We start from the raw sequence: 17,069 nt of genomic DNA, 5'->3' as shown, positions 1-17,069 counted from the left end.
TAGCGTCGCGGCCGCCCCGCCGTCTCGGCCGGTTACCGAATGTTGCCGGCGACGGGTTCGCCGAGCGTCACGGCGGCGGCGGGATGCGTCGCCGCGATGCGCGGTCCGGTCGCGCCGAGCTTCTCCCGCAGCGTCCCGGGGCGGTACGCGGTCTGGTAGCGGCCGCGACGCTGCAGCTCGGGCACGAGCAGGTCGACGACGCCCTCGAACGTCTCGGGGACGGCGGCGGCGGCGAGGTTGAACCCGCCCACGCCGGTCTGGTCGACCCACTCCTCCAGCGCGTCCGCGACCGTCTCGGCCGACCCGGCGATGACCGGGCCGTCGCCGCCGATGCGGGCGTACTCCGCGATCTCGCGCACCGTCCACGCGCGGTCCGGGTCGGCGGCGCTGAACGCACGGACGACGGACTGGATGGCGTTGGACTCCTGATCGCGCAGCACCGCGTCGGGGTCGAGGCGGGAGAAGTCGATGCCGGTCCAGCCCGACATCAGCGTCAGCGCGCCCTCGGTGGAGGCGACGGCGAGGTACTCGTCGAGGCGTCGCTGCGCCTCGGCGTCGGTCTCGGCGACGATGACCGTCTGCTGGTTGATCACGGCGACGGCGTCGGGGTCGCGCCCGGCTTCGCCGACGGCCTCCCGGAGCGCGGCGACCTGCGCGGCCAGCACCTTCTTCGAGGGAGCGGCCACGAACACGTTCTCGGCGTGGCGGGCGGCGAACGCGACACCGCGCGGGGAGGCGCCCGCCTGGAACAGGAACGGGGTGCGCTGCGGGCTCGGCTCGCTGAGATGGATGCCCGGCACGCGGAAGAACTCGCCCTCGTGCTCGATCGGGTGCACGCGGTCGGGGTGGGCGTAGACGCCGGTCTCCGCGTCCGCCACCACCGCGTCGTCGTCCCAGCTGCGCTCCCACAGCTTGTAGGCGACCTCCAGGTACTCCTCCGCGATCTCGTAGCGGCGGTCGTGCGCCTCCTGCCCGCTCACGCCCAGGTTGAGGGCGCCGCTGTTCAGGTAGCTCGTGACGACGTTCCAGCCGATGCGCCCGCGCGTCAGGTGGTCGAGCGTCGACATGCGGCGCGCGAACGGGTAGGGATGCTCGAACGAGACGCTCGCGGTGACACCGAAGCCCAGGTGCTCCGTCGCCGCGGCCATCGCCGGGATGACCTGGAGGGGGTCGTTGACCGGCACCTGGACGCCGCCGCGCAGGGCCGCATCCCGGCTGCCGCCGTAGACGTCGTAGACGCCCAGCACGTCGGCGAGGAAGACGGCGTCGATCAGCCCGCGCTCGAGCGTCTGCGCCAGCCCGGTCCAGTAGTCGAGGTCGAGGTAGCGGCGCGACTCGTCGCGCGGGTGCCGCCAGAGGCCGGGCGAGAGGTGCCCGACCGAGTTCATCGTGAACGCGTTGAGGCGGATCTGCTGCGCCATCCCGTCGCCGCCGCTCAGATCCAGGAGTGGCGGGCGGGGAGCGTGCCGTTGAGCACGTAGTCGCCGACGATGACCGGCTTCCAGCGCACCGGGTCGTGCAGCGTGTGCACGCGCGCATTGCGCCAGTACCGGTCGAGCGCCTTGGCGCCGAGGGTCGAGCGGGTGCCGCCCAGTTCGAGCAGGCGACTGGCGGCCTCGAGCGCGAGCTCGGTCGTCAGCACCTTCGCGCGGGCGACGGCGATGGAGGCCGCGGCGACATTGTGCTCGTCGGCCGCGGGCTTCGCGGCGTCGACGGCCTCCCCCGCCTTCTCGGTGAGGGCCTCCGCGGCGGCGAGGTCGATGTCGAGGCGCCCGACGCGTTCGAGGGTGAGCGGGTCCTTGGCGGCGGAGTCCACCCCGCTGTCGATCCAGGGGCGGGCGGCGCGCACCGCCTCGTGGGTCTCGCGGATGGCTCCCCGGGCGATGCCGAGGTCGATCGCGAGGGTGGTCAGCTGGGCGAACGGCCCCGCGATGGTCGGGTTCTCGTACTCGGTGTGCATCGGGAACACCCGGTCGGCGGGCACGCGCAGCCCCTCCAGCAGGACGGTGCCGCTGGAGGTCGCCCGCTGGCCGAATGCGGACCAGTCGTCGACGACGGTGAGGCCGGCGCTGTCGCGCTCGGCGAAGACCAGCTGCTCGAGGCCGCTCTCGTCGACGGCGAGCACGGGGATCCAGTGCGCGTACGCGGAGCCCGTCGAGTAGAACTTGCGCCCGGTCACGACGACCTCGTCGCCGTCGGCCACCAGCCGGGTCTGGATCTCGGCGACGTTCTTGCCGCCCGCCTCCGAGAAGGCGTTGGCGAAGCGCGCGCCGGCCAGGACGAGGCCGAAGAAGAACGCCTTCTGCTCCTCCGTTCCGGAGAGGCGGATGTCTTCGACGAGGCAGAAGTGGTTCTGCGGGATCTGCCCGAGCGACGGCTCGACGGCCGAGACGGTCGCGATCACGTCGGCGAGGGTGGCCTGCGAGACGTCGGCGCCGCCGTGCTCGCGCGGGATGGTGATGGCCCAGAGCCCGGTCGCGCTGAACGCATCCACGACCTCGGCGGGGATGCGGCGTTCGGCGTCGATCTGCGCCGCGTACGGGCGCACGGACTCGGCGAACTCGCGGGCGACCGCGCGCGCCTCCGTGTCGGAGGCGATCACCCGGGCGCGGGGCGGGGCGGTGGTGACGTCGGTGTCGGCGGTCATGGCTGATCCTTCGGGGGGGGCGGGAGGGGTCCGTCCCGAAACGGTAGTGCGGGCGCGACCGGGCTCGCTCGCTTCCCGAAACGTGCGGTAACAACCGGGTGGCCCGCGGTGGGAGGATCGAGCGTGCCCCTCTCGCCGCTCGTCTTCGTCCACGGTCTGTTCGGCCCGTTCGCCGACGCGCGGACGTTCGCGGAGCTGGCCCCGGCGCACTGCTCGGCGCCCGACCTGCGCGGGTACGGCGCCGCCGCGGGCGAGGCCGTGACCGTCGACGGCCAGGTCGAGGCGCTCCGGGATCATGTCGACCGCCTGCACGGGGAGACCCCGGTCGTGCTCGTCGCGCACTCGATCGGGGCGGTCTACGCCTTCCGGTTCGCCGACGAGTCGCCCGAGCGCGTCGCCGGCCTTGTCACCGTGGAGGGCAACTTCTCGCTCGCGGACGCCTTCTGGTCGCGTTCCCTCGCGGCGATGGCCGAGGCGGAGGCGCGTGCAGAGATCGAGACGCATCTCGCCGATCCCGCCGCCTTCCTCGCGTCCGACGGCATCGAGCCGAGCGAACGGCTGCAGGAGGCGGCGGCGAGCGCGCTCGCGTTCCAGCCCTGGCGCACGGTGTGGGAGTCCGCTCGCGCGGTCGTCGAGGAGACCGCGTCGCCTCAGTACGAGGCCCGGCTCCGGCGGGTCTTCGGCCGTACGGCGGTCTCCCTCGTCGCCGGCTCCCGGAGCGCGGCCGGGTGGGACGTGCCCGGGTGGGCGCGACGGGAGGCGCGCGGCGACGCCATCGTCCCGGAGGCCGGCCACCTGATGATGCTCGAACGGCCGGAGCGGTTCGGGCGTGTTCTGCGGGAGATCCTGTTGACAGTTTGAATTCTAATGATTAGAGTTCTAACTATGACATCGAGAACCGAGCGGCTGGCCGACCTCCTGCGCACCATCCTGTTCGCGCAGCGGGCCGCCGGGGAGGAGTGGATCCGCCAGAGCGGGCTCACCCGCTCCCAGTCGTTCACCCTCGCCTACCTCGACGAGAACCAGGACCGCGGAGTGATCGCCCGCGAACTGGCCGAGATGTCCGGTACCACGCCGGCCAGCGTCACCAGCCTCCTGCAGGGGCTGGAGGAGCGCGGCTACATCACGCGCGAGCCGTCCCCGACGGACTCCCGCGTGAAGCTCATCCGCGCCACCGCGGAGGGCTCCCGGGTCGTCTCCGGGTTCGACGACGTCATGACCGCGGCGCAGGAGCGCATCTTCGCGGTGCTCGACGACGCCGACCAGGACGCCCTCATCGCCCTGCTCCAGCCGCTCGCCGACTCCATCGTCGAAGCGGGCGACGCTCCGCCGCCCGGCACCACCGAGCGCAGCCGCCGCCGCTAGCCGGCCTCCGCCGCGCGCCGGCACGCCGCTCGTCGGCACCCGCCGCCGGCATCCCTCTGATCACCAGGCTTCCCAGCCGTTCACCGGAACGGAGACATCGTCATGTCCTCATCCAACCGCCTCACCCTGTCATCGGCCCCCATCTGGCGGGCGCTCGTGCACCTCTGCGTGCCCATGATCGCCGGCTTCTCGGTCGGCGCCGTCTACAACATCATCAACGCCGGCTTCGTCGGCGCCCTCCACTCCACCCCGCTGCTCGCGGCGCTGACGTTCTCCCTCCCGGTCTTCGCGCTGGTGATGGCGGTCGGCGGCGTCTTCGGCGTCGGCGGCGGCACGTTCGTCTCTCGCCTCCTCGGATCGCAGGAGGAGCCGGGGGCGGATGTGGACGCCGCGGCCACGCGCATCAAGCAGGTCTCGTCGTTCACCTTCTGGGGTGCGATCGCCGGCGGCGTCGTCATCGGCGTGCTCGGCGTGATCTTCGCGACGCCGATCGCCATGGCGGTCGGGGCGTCCGGAGCCTCCCTCGCCCCGACCGCCCTGTACATCGGCGCGATGTTCGCCTTCGCCCCGATCTACGTCTCGGCCTTCGCGCTCGAGCAGCTCGTGCGGGCGGAGGGTGCGGCCGTCGCCTCCATGACCGGCCTCATCGCCTCCACCATCGCGAACCTCGTCTTCGACGTGATCTTCATCCTCGGCCTCGGCTGGGGCGTGCTCGGCGCCGGCATCGCGCTCGGCCTCTCGAACATCGTGACCGTCGCCTACTACGTCTGGTGGCTCTCGCGCCGCAGCGAGTCCGTCTCGCTCGCGCCGCGGTTCTTCCGCGCCGACCGCGAGATGCTCACCACCGTGTTCGGCGTCGGCGCCTCCGAGCTCCTGATGTCGTCGTTCCTCATCGTCACCACCCTCGTCATGAACTGGATCGCGATCGCCTACGGCGCCTCCCTGCTCGCCGCGATGGGCGTCGCGCTGCGCATCGCCCAGCTGCCCGAGATGATCTGCATGGGCGTCTTCATGGGCGCCATCCCGCTGTTCGCCTACGCCTTCGGCGCCCGCAACGGCGCCCGGCTGCGCAAGGCCATCACCGGCAGCGCCGTCGCCATCGCCGGGATCGTGCTCGTCTTCTCCACGATCGTCTTCCTCTTCCGCGACCAGGTGTTCGCCCTCTTCAGCGCCGACCCGTCGGTCATCGAGGACGGCACCCTCATCCTCACCGCCATGCTCGTCTCCACCCTGTTCAACGGCTTCACCGGCCTGATCATCGCCGTCTTCCAGGCCACCGAGCAGATGCGCAACGCGACGATCATGTCGGTCGCGCAGGGCATCCTGTTCATCCCCGTCGTGCTCATCGGCAACGCGGTGTTCGGGATCACCGGCGTCATCTGGGCGATGACGGTCACGGAGCTGCTGGTGCTCGTCCTCGGCGCCGCCCTGTTCGCCGCGTCGCGGAAGGCGCTGGTCGCCACTCCCGAGCAGGCGGAGGCGGCGCTCGCGGCCGCAGAGGAGGCGATGGCGGCGTGAGGGCTGATCGCCCCCGGGGCAGGCGTCCACGAGCCCACGCTGGCGGCACCGGATATGGAATCGGGAACGGCCCCTCCGTATAGGCGGACGGACTGAAACGGGCGTTGCATGACGGGTGGTGGAGCGGAGGCCCACGACGTCGAGGTCGGCTGGCGCGACATCTCCGACGGCGGCTTCTGAAAACTCGACGCGCGCTCAGGTGACGATCAAAGGCCCGGCGCCGCTAAAGTCGATCGGACCATCACTGCGGGGGCACCAAATGATGATTGCTGCGAGCGACAACACCCCGGTGCTTGACGCCGACAGCCTTCTCCGGATGGCTCAGACCGAATTCGGTGCAGAGAACGTCACCTTCTACCCGAGCCGACGACCGCAATACACCGAGTACCAGGTGATGGTCGAGGAACCCGATCAGCCGTCCTTCCGCGTGGAGAAGTACAGCGACGGTCACCTCAGCACCGATGGCACTCCGGACCAGGCCTACCGCGTCGCCGCCGCCGTCCGAGCCAGTCTGCCGGATGTCTTCCCGCGTGTCGTTCTCGTCAACGACGACGCGAGCGAGTACGTCGACCTCGAGCCAGGGATGGGCGCAGGCGATATCGCTCACGCTTGGCGCGATGTGTCGGAAGGTGGGTTCTGACGAACCGGCGCTGAGCCACCAGTCGGCGTCGACGAGCAGCCAGAACGTCACCCTGACGCTCGCGACACCGCCATCAGTCCTCGATGACGACCAGCGACCCCAGGGGCAGCGCGTTCACGGCGTCGATCGCGGCGGCGGGCAGCCGCACGCAGCCGTGGGAGACCGCGCCGCTGCTCTGCTCGAAGTAGTGGATGCCGATCAGGCCGCCGTCGGAGCCGCCGAAGGGCTCGTCGGCGGCGGTGGCGTGCAGGGAGGTGAGCTGGATCGGGTGTTCCGGCTGGCCCTGGTCGGCATCGGTGTAGCGGGCCTGCAGGTAGCCGGTCACGCCGGTCGGTGTCGGGGTCTCGTCGGTGCCGACTCCCACGCTCCAGGAGTCCGTCACCGTGCCCGCGGCGTCGAGGATGCTCAGGGTCTGCGCGGCGACCGAGATGCGCACCGACGTCGCGAGCGTCTTCTTGCCGGACAGGCTGGCCGCCGGCATCCAGGCCGCGGTCTGTGCCGGGGCGGCGGGCTCGCCGGCGGCGACCTGGGAGGGCAGGACCTGACGGGCGGGGGTGAGCACGAGCGCCCACGGTCCGTCGATCCGGACCGGGACGACGACCGTCCGCTGGCCCCGGAAATCCGTGGCCGGGATGCGGGCGACCGGAGTGCTGAAGTCCGCGGCGAACAGCGGGGCGTCGAACATGACCCGGCAGGCCGCGGGGGCGGCGATCGGTTCCGCGGGCGCGGGCAGGAGGCCGGGGATGACCGCGTCGTAGACGGCCGCCGGCAACGCCGCGATCTCGGAGCGCGAGAGGGACGGGACGGCGGGCATCGGGGCGGCCGCGGTCGCCGTCGCGCTGGGCGTCGGCGGTGCGCTGGTCTGCGGAGCGCTCGGTGAGCCGCAGGCGGCCAACGACAGGGTCGCGACCACGGACACGGCGACGGCGAGGACTCGGGACTTCGGCATTGTTCTCCTCGACACGGGTGGCAGGACGGACGGACGGCGTGGGTGTGTGGAAAGCGCAATGGCCGGCGGCACCGTGGGTGCCGCCGGCCAGGGGATGACGGAGGTCAGCCCGAGACGCGCGGGCTGGCGACGGGGTCGCCGGCCGGGGTGAGCGTCGCCGGAGTCGTGGAGTCCTCCGGGGCGCCGCCGACCTCGATCGCCGGGCCGGTCACCGCGACGCTGATCGACTGCGAGAGACCCGAGGTGGCACCGTCGAAGGTGAACTCGATGGTCCCGGCCTCGACCGTTCCGCCGATGATGGTCCAGGTGAAGCCGACGAGACCGAAGCGGTCCGCCGTCTCGGTGTGGGTGAAGGTGTAACCGGCGTACGTGATCGTCACGGCCACCGATTCGCCGGGCGTGTAGCCGCCCGCGGCGACGGTGACGCCGCCGTCGGGGTCGATCAGCTCGGCCGTGGTGATGGTGTCGGAGCTGGTCCAGATGCCCTTCTCCCAGAGGAGGGTCAGCGGGACCTCGGCGGCGGTGTTGCCCGAGCCGTCGGTCGCGACGACGGCGAGGTAGCCGTGGTCGTAGTCCGCGTCGGCGGGGAGGTCCGCGTCGACGGACGGGGTCCAGTCGAGCACGATGGCGCCGGTGTCGTCGCTCGCCGTGATGGTGCTGTCGAGCTCCACCGTGCCGGTCGGCTCGACGTCCACGAGGGAGACGGTGACATCGGCGCTCAGGTCGAAGCCGGAGCCGGTGACCGCGAGGCCGGAGCCCCAGTCGCCGATCGTGAACGTGGTCGACGCGACCGAGATCTCCGCGCCGGCCGCGTTGGCGGGGACGGCGGAGAGCGACAGTGCGCCGACGACGGCGACAGCACCGAGAACGGACGCGGCGCGCACCTTGGTGGTGGAAAGCATGGAACTCCCTGTGGTGAGGTAGACGGGCGAGTTCGCCCACAGGCGAATCTAGGAGAGCGTCTGCTACCCCTTCCGGCTTCTCGCCGGATTTCAGTAACCCGCCACGAGGATGCAGTAGTCCGCGCGAACGGTTACGCATCCGACCCCGCCGCTGGCCCACTGGAGACGGTCGACCTCCCCTCGGACGGGGGAGGCCGGACTCTTGACACGCCCCGTGCGATTCTGATCACAGGCGGCTGGTTTGTTCGCCCGTCGTAAACGTTGTGTTACCAGTCCGTTTCCGCGGCCCCGTAGGGCCCCAGGGTGCCCATACCCTCCTTTCTGAGAGACCGTTCAGCTCGGCTCTCGTGCTCCTCCTCGCCGCCCGGACCGGCTGCTTCGCCATGCCCGGGCGACTCCCCCCACGCCCCCGAGCTAGGAGAACCGTGCCAACACGCCTGCCCGTCCGACGGCGGATCGCCCTCACCGTCGCCGCCGCCCTCATCCCCGTCGTCGCCCTCACGACGGCCCCCGCCGCCCTCGCGGCGCCCGCTCCCGACCCGGTGGTCGCCTCCGGATCCGACTGGGCGGTCACCACCTCCCCCGGCGGCTACCTCGTCTCGCTCGACCTCGACGAACCGCTGCCGATGGTCGACGACGCCCCGACCATCGTGGTCGACGGCGAGCCGATCGGCCTCGCCACCGAGTCCGCCGACGGACTGACCCTCGGGGTCGTCACCACCGACCCCGCTGTCGCGAGCGCCTCCTCCGTCACCAAGGGATGGTCGAGCGGCGCCGACGACAAGGCCGCCGAGACGCCCGAGGCCCCGGCGACGCCGGCCGTCCCCGAGAACACGACCCTCACCAAGCAGCTGAAGTCGTTCGCACAGCTCGCCGCCGTGGAGGACCCGGCCGACCTCGGCTCGTACACGGTCACCGAGGCGGAGTACGACTTCGGCGACCAGGCCGTTCCGCTGGCCGCCATCGGAGGCATCCGCGGTGAGCTCACCGGCAAGATGTACCTGACGAACGCGACCGGCGCGCGCCCGACCGTCGTCCTGCTGCACGGCCGCCACACCTCCTGCTCGGGCACCGGCGCCAACCCGCTGCGCTGGCCCTGCGGACCGACCCAGATGAACATCCGCTCCTACCTCGGCTACGAGGGCACGGCGCGGGCGCTCGCCTCCCGCGGCTACAACGTGCTGTCGATCGCGGCGAACGCGGTCAACTCGAACGACAACCAGCTCGCCCTCGACTACGGCGCGCAGGCGCGCGGCCGGCTCGTCCTCGACACCCTCGGGATGCTGGCGAAGGCCACGGCCGGCGACGCGGTCGCGTACGACGACATCACCACGGCGACCGACACCGTCCCGAGCACGACGACGACGCGCACCCTCGACGAGGCGCTCCTCCGCGCGACCACCCGCACCGACCAGCCGGCCGCGGCATCCGGGATCACCGCCGCGTCGCTGAAGGGACGCTTCGACCTCGGGCACGTGGGCATCATGGGCCACTCCCGCGGCGGCGAGGGCGTGGTCTCGGCCGCGACTCTCAACCAGGCGCTCGCGAAGCCCTACGGCATCGAGTCGGTGCTCCCGCTCGCACCGGTGGACTTCGGCCGCATGACGCTGCCCGATGTGCCCACCGCCGTGTTCCTCCCCTACTGCGACGGCGACGTCTCCAACCAGCAGGGCCAGCACTTCATCGACGACTCGCGCCACGCGTTCGACGACGACGTGCTCCGCTCCGCCGTCTGGGTCATGGGGGCGAACCACAACTTCTTCAACACCGTGTGGACGCCGGGACTCTACCCGGCCGCCACGGGTGACGACTGGCGCACGACCGACACCACGTCGACCTGCGCGACCACCAACCCGACACGCATGACCGCGGCGCAGCAGTACCAGGTCGGCGTCAGCTACATGACCGGCTTCTTCCGCCTCACGATGGGCGGCGAGACCCGGTTCCAGTCGCTGTTCGACGGATCGGTCAAGCCGTCCACCGCGTCGACGGCGTACGCCGACGTGCGGACGATGGCGACGCAGCCCGCCTCGAAGACCTCCCTGGTGAACGACTTCACCGAGACGAGCTCCCTGGTCCGGGTCTCGGGAGGCGCCACCGCGGCGGTCTGCACCAACCTGACCGGCCGCACGGTGCCGCAGTCGCTCCCGTTCTGCGCCACGACCAAGGCCTCCGCCCAGGTGCCGCACTGGACCCCCGGCTCGTTCGCGCCGAACGTGCCCGAGTTCCCCGTCACCCGGTTCCTCTGGACGGGGGCGTCGACCACCGACCCCGCCGTCCCGAGCACCGGCGAGCTGCGCGTGACCGTCCCGGCGAAAGACCGCGACGCCTCCCGCCACTCCCAGCTCACGCTGAAGACGGCGCCCGACGAGGCCGTGCAGACCGGCACCGACTTCCGCATCACCGTCGTGGACGGCGCGGGCAAGACGTTCGCGACCACCGCCTCCGCGGTGAACCCGCTCGCGGTCAACCGGATGCCCGGCGGGACGAACACGACGCTGAACAAGGTGGTCCTGCAGCAGCTGACCATCCCGACCTCCACCATCACCGGCATCGACCTGACGGACGTGCGCGAGGTGCGCCTCACCGCCGCGGTCGGCGCGGACGGCACCGGCACGGGAGGCGTCTACCTCTCCGACCTGGCCTTCGACACCCCCTCCGTCGGCACCGCCGTGGTGCAGACCCGGACGACGGTGAACGTCGCACCCACCACGGTCGAGGAGGGCGACGGCCCCGGCACCGCCGACGTCGCGGTCTACCTGAACCGCGCGGAGAAGTCGGCGGTCACGGCCTACGTCTCGGTCATCGGCTCGGCGACCGCCGCGGTCGGGATCGGGATGGAGAAGGTCGCCTTCGCCCCCGGCGAGACCTGCAAAGCGGTCACCGTCCCGACGCTCGGGAACACCGCCACCTCGGCGGCACCCAGCTCGGCCTTCAAGGTGAGCGTCACGAATAGCACCAACGCCGTCATGGGCGCGAGCGCGTTCGCCAACCTCACCGTGCGCGAGGACGACGGGGTCACCGGCGCCGCCCCGGCGCTCGCCCCGGTCGGAGAGCAGGGCGACGTCTGCGCCGAGCTCGCCGCCGCCACGACCCCGGTCCCGCTCGAGACCTCGGCGGAGGATGTGGCACCGGGAGGCTCGTTCACCCTCCGCGCGACCGGCTACCGTGCCGGTGAGACGGTGGCGTTCCGCTACGGCGCGACCGACCTCGGCACGCAGGTCGCGGCCACGGACGGCACCGCCTCGGTCGTGGTGACCGTGCCGGAGGACGCGGACCTCGGCCCCGCGGAGGCGACGGCGTCGGGCTCCGGCTCGGGCCGTGCGGCGACCGTGTCGGTCTCGGTGCTCGCGCCGACGGAGACGACCGTCACGGTGACACCGGCAAAGACGACGGCGGGGCAGAAGGTCACCTTCACCGCCACGGTCACCGGCCGCGACACCGCGGGCACGGTCGCCTTCCTCGACGGAGGCGAGCCGGTGGCCGCTCCGACCGCGACGGCCTCCGCGCTCGGCGGGGTGGATGCGGCGGGCGCTCAGGCTGCTGCCGCCGCCGCTGCGCCGACGGTGCTCGGTGAGGTGACGATCGTGGACGGCGTCGCGACGCTGACGCTCCCCGGCGGCCTCGCGGCGGGCGATCACGCGATCACCGCCTCCTTCGCCCGCACCGCGACGGCGAGCGCCTCCACCTCCGACCCGATCACGGTGACCGTCGCCCCGGCGGCCTCCACCGGTGGATCCGGGACGGACGGATCCGGTTCGGCCGGGTCCGGGGCGGGCGCCTCGTCGAGCGGCGCGAGTGCGCTGGCCGCGACCGGATCGGCGGTCGGGCTCTGGCTGCTCGGCGGCGTGACCGTCCTGCTCGCGGGAGCCGGCCTCCTCGCCCTCTCGCGCCGCCGCCGCACCGCCTCGTAATCCCGGGCTCGCCCAGCAGTCGAGTACGCAGCAAGGAGACCGCCGAGTACGCAGAGGATTCGCGTACTCGGCGGTTTGCTGCGGGCGGGGCGGGGCGGGGTCAGCGGGCGGCGAGGCGGAGGAGGTGGGCGGCGGCCGGGGAGGCGGGTTCGGCTCCCGCGCCGGTGCCCGCGCCCCAGATCGCGGTGAGCGGGCGGATGACGCGCAGGTCGCGCACCCGCACCTGCACGAGGGAGCCCTGCTCCAGCTGATCGCGCACGGCCAGGATGCTGAGAACGGCCGGTTCGGCGCCCGCCGCCACGGTCGAGCGGATCGCGCTCGTCGTCGAGAGTTCGAGCGCCGGGTCGGCGGGCGCGAGTCCGGCTCCGGCGAGCGCGCGTTCGAGCGCCAATCGCGTCCCCGATCCGCTCTCGCGCGCGACGAGCGGCGCGGCGGCGAGCTCGGCCGCCGTCACGCCCGAACGGCGCCGCGCCCACGGATGCCCCCGGCCGACGACGACCACGAGTTCGTCGGTCGCGATCGAACGGTGCGCGAGGCCGGAGGGGAGGTCGGGCGTCTCGATGAAGCCGAGGTCCGCCGATCCCGCGCGCACGGCCTCCACCACCGCGACGCTGTTCGCCGCGGTCAGTTCGATGCGGACCTCGGGCTCGGCCGCGCGCAGAGCGGTGAGCCACGCGGGGGCGAGGTGCTCGGCGATCGTCATGCTCGCCGCGACGCGCACGCTCCCCGACGCGGGCGCGCGCAGGGCGGCCGTGGCGGAGGCGAACCGGTCGACGGCGGCCAGCAGCTCGGTCGCCCACTCGACGACGAGCGCGCCCGTCTCGGTGGTCCGGGTGCCGTGGGAGGTGCGGGTCAGGAGCGAGACGCCGAGCTCGCGTTCGAGCGCCGCCATCCGGGCGGACGCCGCCTGCTGCGAGACGCCGGCCTCGCGGGCGGCGCGCGAGAGGCTCCCGCCCGCGGCGACGCCGACGAACAGACGCAGGCTGTCGAGATCGGGTTCGCGCATGCGGCTCCAGACACAAGGGACGGTTGTGGCGATCTCCACCGTAGTCGCACATCCGTTCAAGACGACCCACCCCGGCGCGCGCGATCCTGGGCCCATGGACGCTGCGACCTCCTCCCCCGTCGGCTTCGCCGGGCTCGGCATCATGGGGCGCCCGATGGCGGGCAACCTCCTGGCGGCCGGCTTCGATGTCGTCGCCTGGAACCGGTCGCCGGGGCCCGCCGCCGAACTCGCCGAGCGGGGCGCGGCGATCGCCCGGGATGTGGACGACCTGTTCTCCCGCTGCCGCACCGTCATCCTCATGCTCGCCACCGAGGGCGCGATCGACGCCGTCCTCGACCGGACCGGCCCCGCGTTCGCCGAGCGCGTGGCCGGGCGCATCGTGATGCAGATGGGAACCGTCACGCCCGGTTACTCGCGCGGGCTCGCCGCCGACATCGCAGCGGCGGGCGGAGCCTACGTGGAGGCGCCGGTCTCCGGTTCGCGCGTGCCCGCGATGGAGGGCACGCTCGTCGCGATGCTCGCCGGCCCGGAGGACGCGGTGGCCGAGGTCGCGCCGATCGTCGACGCGATGTGCGCACAGCGATTCGTCTGCGGCGCCGTTCCCGCGGCGCTCACGATGAAGCTCGCGGTGAACACCTTCCTCATCACGATGGTGACGGGGCTCGCGGAGGCGTTCCACTTCGCCGAGGTGACGGGAGCGGACCCGAGGGTGCTGCGGGAGGTGCTCGATGCCGGTCCCATGGCCTCCGCGGTCTCGCGCGGCAAGGCCGCCAAGCTCGTCGACGGCGACCTCTCGCCGCAGGCGGCGATCGGCGACGTGCTCAAGAACGCCGCCCTCATCGAGGACGCCGCGCGCGACGCCGGCTCGGCCCATCCCCTCATCGCCGTGTGCCGCGAGCTGTTCGCCGAGACCGCCGCCTCCGGCCGCGCGGGCGACGACATGGCCGCCGTGATCACCGCGCTCTCGGCCCGCGCAGCCTCCCGTCGCGCCTGAGCGGGCGGCGAGGCGCCGAGGCGGCGAGGCGGCACGAAGGGCACGCGAATCCGCCGAGACGGCGAAGGATTCGCCCGCTCGGCGGGGAGAGGGAGGCTCAGCCCGCGGCGCGCTGCGCGTCGCGCCAGCGGCCGGGGGTGACCCCGTGGGTCTCGCGGAAGACGCGCGTCAGGTGCGCCTGGTCGCTGAACCCGGCCGTCGCGGCGGCGTCGGCGAGCGACCAGCCGTCGGCGAGCAGTCTGCGCGCCGCCCGCACCCGGCTGGCGGAGCGGTAGCGGCTGGGACTGGTCCCGAGGGCGGCCGAGAACTGGCGGGCGAGCTCCCACCGGCTGAGCCCGGAGAGCCCCTCCAGCCGCGCAGCGCTCCAGTCCGCCTGCGGCTCGTCGCGCAGCGCCTGCGCCACCCGAAGCACGGCGGGGAGGTCGACCCGCTTCGGCCCCGTCGGCGCCGGGCCGCCCGAGGCTGTCACCAGGACGCGTGCGAGCGCCTCGACGACCTCCACCTCCTGCAGCTCGTCGCCGGCGGCCGACCAGCGCGCGACCGTGGCGGCTCCGGGGAGGGGCAGCCGGTCGGGCCGGGCGATCGGGTCGCGCACGAACGGCAGGGCGGTCAGGCCGCCCGCCGCGCGGATCGCCGCCGGGTCGACGTAGAAGATGCGGTAGGCGATGCCGTGGGTGTCGCCGGGCATGCCGTCGTGCAGCTCGCCCGGGTGCAGGATGTGCCACTGCCCCACGAGGCCGGCGTGGTGTCCGCCGCGGTAGTAGAAGCGCTGGACGCCCGAGAGGGTCACGCCGATCCCGTAGGTCTCGTGGCGGTGCCGGTCGAATCCGACGCCGTCGAGGGTGACGTCCCAGGTCTCCACGGCGTCGCCGGCCGACCGCTGGCGGAAGCCGAAGCCCGCCGGCGCGGGTGCCCGGTTCGACGGCCCTTCGCTCATGGTGCACCGAGCCTACGGGATGCGCCACCCCGCGCGCCGGCACCGAGCATCGGAGCTCAGTCGGCGATCACCCGCGCGCGGCCGGCGAGGTAGCCGAACACCGCGAGCACCACGAGCAGCCCGGTGAGGATCGCGAGCGCCGGAGTCCACGACCCCGTCGCGTCGTGCAGCGCGCCCGCGGCGATGGGGCCGGCGGCGGCGAGGACGTACCCGACCGACTGCGCCATCCCGGAGAGGGCGGCGGCCTGGTCGTGGTGCCGGGTGCGCAGGCCGAAGAACGACAGCGCGAGCACGATGCTCGACCCGCCGGCGAGACCGGCCATGCTCGCCCACACCCCGCCGAGCTGCGGGGCGAGCAGCACGCCGAGGGCTGCGAGTGCGAAGAGCGTCGGCCCGGCGACGGCGAGCAGGCGCTGGTCGCGGAAGCGCGGGATGAGCGTGGAGGCGAGGAGGCTGCCCGCGATGCCGAAGGCGTTCAGCAGCAGCTGGTGCACGCCGGCGGCGGCGGCATCCACCCCGGCTGCGCCCTCCATCGACGGCAGCCAGGTGATGAACACGTAGAAGCCGACCGACTGCAGCCCCATGAACGCGGTGACCTGCCAGCCGATGGCGGTGCCCCAGGGCGAGCGTCCGCCGGCCGAGCGTCCGTCGGTCTGGCGTCCGCCCGTCGCGCCTCCGGACGGCGTCGGGTGGTGCGGCTCGACCAGCGCGACGTCGTCCTCCGACGGCGGCACGACGGTGCGGCGGCGCAGCTGCGGCACCATGACCGCGAGGGCGATGAGCGCGAGGCCCGCCCACATCCCGAGGGGCAGGCGCCAGCCCCACGCGGTGAGCGCGGCGACGGGCACCGCGGCACCCGCGGCGATCGCGGCGAAGGACGCCTGCACGGCCGAGTAGGCGCCGGTGACCTGCCCGATGCGGGTCGGGAAGTCGCGCTTCACGAGTGCCGGGAGCACCACGTTCAGGATGGCGATGGCGACGCCGAGCAGGGCCGTGCCGATCCACAGCAGCGGCAGGCCGGGCAGCGAGCGCACGACGAGACCGACGGCCAGGCCGGCGAGGGCGACGCCGAGCGCGCGCTCGAGGCCGAGCCGGCGCGCGAACGCCGGGGCGAACGGCGACACGAACGCGAAGGCGAGCAGCGGCAGGCTGATCAGGATGGACGCGGTCAGCGACGACAGCCCCAGGTCGTGCTGCAGCTCGGCGAGCACCGGGCCGACGGTCGTGATGCCGGCGCGGAGGTTGCCCGCCACGAGCAGCAGGCCGGCGATCACGAGGGCGGGACGGAGCGGGCGGATGCGCTCGGACGGCCGGGCGCTCCTCTGGCCGGCCCGCTGCGCGGGGGTGGGGCGGGTCTCGGTGCTCATCGGGCGTTCTCCTCGGGCTGGGCGGCGGTGCGGGATTCGGGGGTCGCCGGCTCGAAGCCGGCCTGCTGGTGCGCGACGTGCACCATCCGCTCGGCGGCGTCGGCCGCGCGGTCGGGGTCGCGGGCGTCGATCGCGGCCACGAGTTCGACGTGCGTCGCGTCGATCCTCGCGATGTCGTCGGCGAGGGCCGCGAGGTCGACGTCCGGGGAGTCCAGGTGGAGCAGCGCCTGATCGTTTCCGCCGGCGCCGCGGTAGAGCTCGGCGAGCAGCACGTTGCCGGAGGCTTCGAAGACCGCACGGTGGAACCGGCGGTCCGCCTCGGCGTACGCCGGCGCGTCACCGGTGTCGCGGGCGGCCGCACGCTGCTCCAGTGCCTCGGCCAGCACCTCCCGCTGCCCCGGTGTGGCCCGGGCCGCGGCCAGGCGGGCGCCCTCGCGCTCCAGCAGCAGCCGCACCTCGAGCACGTCGGCGATGCGGTCGTGCTCGAGCCGGCGGGCGAGCGCGGGCGCCAGGTCGCTGGTGGCGACGACGAACGTCCCGTAGCCGGCGCGGGCGCCGAGCATCCCGGCGTGCACCAGGGAGCGCACGGCCTCCCGGACGCAGCCGCGGCTGACGTCGAACTCCTGGGCCAGATCGACCTCGGTCGGGAGCAGGGTGCCGACCGGGAACTCGCCCTCGGCGATCCGTTGGCGCAGCTGGATGGCGATGCGTTCCGAGAGCGGGACGTTGGGGGCGAGACGAGGCATGACGGCCACGCTAGCAGCAAATGGCCAAATGTCGGACAAAGTTTGCCGAACCGGCAAATCGGACGAGAGAAGGGCCCAGGATCG

General features: G+C 73.1%; 14 protein-coding genes. 6 read left to right on the top strand and 8 right to left on the bottom strand.

Annotation, left to right across the window (positions count from 1 at the left end; translation table 11 throughout):
- Positions 1 to 32 precede the first annotated feature (32 nt).
- Both BGO91_RS10425 and BGO91_RS10420 read right to left on the bottom strand, forming a co-directional pair.
- Positions 33 to 1,421, bottom strand: a complete 1,389-nt coding sequence (locus BGO91_RS10425) for an LLM class flavin-dependent oxidoreductase (RefSeq protein ID WP_290472696.1) — start codon at positions 1,419 to 1,421, stop codon at positions 33 to 35.
- Between the two features lie 14 nt (positions 1,422 to 1,435).
- On the bottom strand, positions 1,436 to 2,647 hold the full coding sequence (locus BGO91_RS10420; RefSeq protein WP_290472695.1) for an SfnB family sulfur acquisition oxidoreductase: 1,212 nt from the start codon (positions 2,645 to 2,647) through the stop codon (positions 1,436 to 1,438).
- A gap of 123 nt (positions 2,648 to 2,770) precedes the next feature.
- Here BGO91_RS10420 and BGO91_RS10415 point away from each other — a divergent pair, with 123 nt between their 5' ends.
- From BGO91_RS10415 to BGO91_RS10400, 4 genes are all read left to right on the top strand, one after another.
- Complete coding sequence (locus tag BGO91_RS10415; RefSeq protein ID WP_290472694.1) at positions 2,771 to 3,508, top strand: alpha/beta hydrolase; 738 nt, start codon at positions 2,771 to 2,773, stop codon at positions 3,506 to 3,508.
- A 24-nt stretch (positions 3,509 to 3,532) separates the two neighbouring features.
- Positions 3,533 to 4,012: a MarR family transcriptional regulator gene (locus BGO91_RS10410; protein ID WP_021761224.1), complete on the top strand. Its 480-nt coding sequence runs from the start codon at positions 3,533 to 3,535 to the stop codon at positions 4,010 to 4,012.
- 102 nt (positions 4,013 to 4,114) lie between these two features.
- Positions 4,115 to 5,530 carry an MATE family efflux transporter gene (locus tag BGO91_RS10405; RefSeq protein WP_290472693.1) on the top strand — a complete coding sequence of 472 codons (1,416 nt, stop codon included), beginning with the start codon at positions 4,115 to 4,117 and terminating at the stop codon, positions 5,528 to 5,530.
- Positions 5,531 to 5,846: 316 nt separating this feature from the next.
- The gene (locus tag BGO91_RS10400) at positions 5,847 to 6,170 is read left to right on the top strand and encodes a hypothetical protein (protein WP_290472692.1); all 324 of its coding nucleotides are present in this window, start codon (positions 5,847 to 5,849) and stop codon (positions 6,168 to 6,170) included.
- A 73-nt stretch (positions 6,171 to 6,243) separates the two neighbouring features.
- On the opposite strand, the gene BGO91_RS10395 is transcribed toward BGO91_RS10400, so the two are convergent.
- Entirely contained in the window at positions 6,244 to 7,119 is an 876-nt protein-coding gene (locus BGO91_RS10395) for a L,D-transpeptidase (RefSeq protein ID WP_290472691.1), read from the bottom strand.
- A gap of 104 nt (positions 7,120 to 7,223) precedes the next feature.
- Positions 7,224 to 8,021: a hypothetical protein gene (locus BGO91_RS10390; RefSeq protein ID WP_290472690.1), complete on the bottom strand. Its 798-nt coding sequence runs from the start codon at positions 8,019 to 8,021 to the stop codon at positions 7,224 to 7,226.
- Positions 8,022 to 8,446: 425 nt separating this feature from the next.
- Here BGO91_RS10390 and BGO91_RS10385 point away from each other — a divergent pair, with 425 nt between their 5' ends.
- On the top strand, positions 8,447 to 11,935 hold the full coding sequence (locus tag BGO91_RS10385) for a S9 family peptidase (protein ID WP_290472689.1): 3,489 nt from the start codon (positions 8,447 to 8,449) through the stop codon (positions 11,933 to 11,935).
- 100 nt (positions 11,936 to 12,035) lie between these two features.
- On the opposite strand, the gene BGO91_RS10380 is transcribed toward BGO91_RS10385, so the two are convergent.
- Entirely contained in the window at positions 12,036 to 12,941 is a 906-nt protein-coding gene (locus BGO91_RS10380) for a LysR substrate-binding domain-containing protein (RefSeq protein ID WP_290472688.1), read from the bottom strand.
- Between the two features lie 94 nt (positions 12,942 to 13,035).
- On the opposite strand from BGO91_RS10380, the gene BGO91_RS10375 reads away from it, so the two are divergent.
- A complete protein-coding gene (locus BGO91_RS10375; protein ID WP_290472687.1) occupies positions 13,036 to 13,935 on the top strand; it encodes an NAD(P)-dependent oxidoreductase in 900 nt (299 codons plus the stop codon).
- Between the two features lie 97 nt (positions 13,936 to 14,032).
- Here BGO91_RS10375 and BGO91_RS10370 read toward each other — a convergent pair whose 3' ends face one another.
- The 3 genes from BGO91_RS10370 to BGO91_RS10360 are packed head-to-tail and all read right to left on the bottom strand — an operon-like array spanning position 14,033 to position 16,985.
- Positions 14,033 to 14,872 carry an AraC family transcriptional regulator gene (locus tag BGO91_RS10370; RefSeq protein ID WP_290472686.1) on the bottom strand — a complete coding sequence of 280 codons (840 nt, stop codon included), beginning with the start codon at positions 14,870 to 14,872 and terminating at the stop codon, positions 14,033 to 14,035.
- Between the two features lie 56 nt (positions 14,873 to 14,928).
- The gene (locus BGO91_RS10365) at positions 14,929 to 16,239 is read right to left on the bottom strand and encodes an MFS transporter (protein ID WP_290472685.1); all 1,311 of its coding nucleotides are present in this window, start codon (positions 16,237 to 16,239) and stop codon (positions 14,929 to 14,931) included.
- A complete protein-coding gene (locus BGO91_RS10360; RefSeq protein ID WP_290472684.1) occupies positions 16,236 to 16,985 on the bottom strand; it encodes a FadR/GntR family transcriptional regulator in 750 nt (249 codons plus the stop codon). Before BGO91_RS10360 ends, BGO91_RS10365 begins: the two co-directional genes overlap by 4 nt.
- Between the last annotated feature and the right edge of the window lie 84 nt (positions 16,986 to 17,069).

The sequence above is a fragment of the Leifsonia sp. 71-9 genome (assembly GCF_001898805.1).
Lineage (GTDB): Bacteria > Actinomycetota > Actinomycetes > Actinomycetales > Microbacteriaceae > Leifsonia.
Note: the sequence above shows the minus strand (reverse complement) of the source record. Positions and strands in the feature narration are given on the sequence as shown.

Bases quoted from the DNA above. Each gene is read 5' to 3' on its own strand.
- BGO91_RS10390 (WP_290472690.1), bottom strand. From the start codon at position 8,021: ATGCTTTCCACCACCAAGGTGCGCGCCGCGTCCGTTCTCGGTGCTGTC.
- BGO91_RS10425 (WP_290472696.1), bottom strand. From the start codon at position 1,421: ATGGCGCAGCAGATCCGCCTCAACGCGTTCACGATGAACTCGGTCGGG.
- BGO91_RS10365 (WP_290472685.1), bottom strand. From the start codon at position 16,239: ATGAGCACCGAGACCCGCCCCACCCCCGCGCAGCGGGCCGGCCAGAGG.
- BGO91_RS10370 (WP_290472686.1), bottom strand. From the start codon at position 14,872: ATGAGCGAAGGGCCGTCGAACCGGGCACCCGCGCCGGCGGGCTTCGGC.
- BGO91_RS10360 (WP_290472684.1), bottom strand. From the start codon at position 16,985: ATGCCTCGTCTCGCCCCCAACGTCCCGCTCTCGGAACGCATCGCCATC.
- BGO91_RS10395 (WP_290472691.1), bottom strand. From the start codon at position 7,119: ATGCCGAAGTCCCGAGTCCTCGCCGTCGCCGTGTCCGTGGTCGCGACC.
- BGO91_RS10410 (WP_021761224.1), top strand. From the start codon at position 3,533: ATGACATCGAGAACCGAGCGGCTGGCCGACCTCCTGCGCACCATCCTG.
- BGO91_RS10380 (WP_290472688.1), bottom strand. From the start codon at position 12,941: ATGCGCGAACCCGATCTCGACAGCCTGCGTCTGTTCGTCGGCGTCGCC.
- BGO91_RS10375 (WP_290472687.1), top strand. From the start codon at position 13,036: ATGGACGCTGCGACCTCCTCCCCCGTCGGCTTCGCCGGGCTCGGCATC.
- BGO91_RS10405 (WP_290472693.1), top strand. From the start codon at position 4,115: ATGTCCTCATCCAACCGCCTCACCCTGTCATCGGCCCCCATCTGGCGG.
- BGO91_RS10420 (WP_290472695.1), bottom strand. From the start codon at position 2,647: ATGACCGCCGACACCGACGTCACCACCGCCCCGCCCCGCGCCCGGGTG.
- BGO91_RS10400 (WP_290472692.1), top strand. From the start codon at position 5,847: ATGGCTCAGACCGAATTCGGTGCAGAGAACGTCACCTTCTACCCGAGC.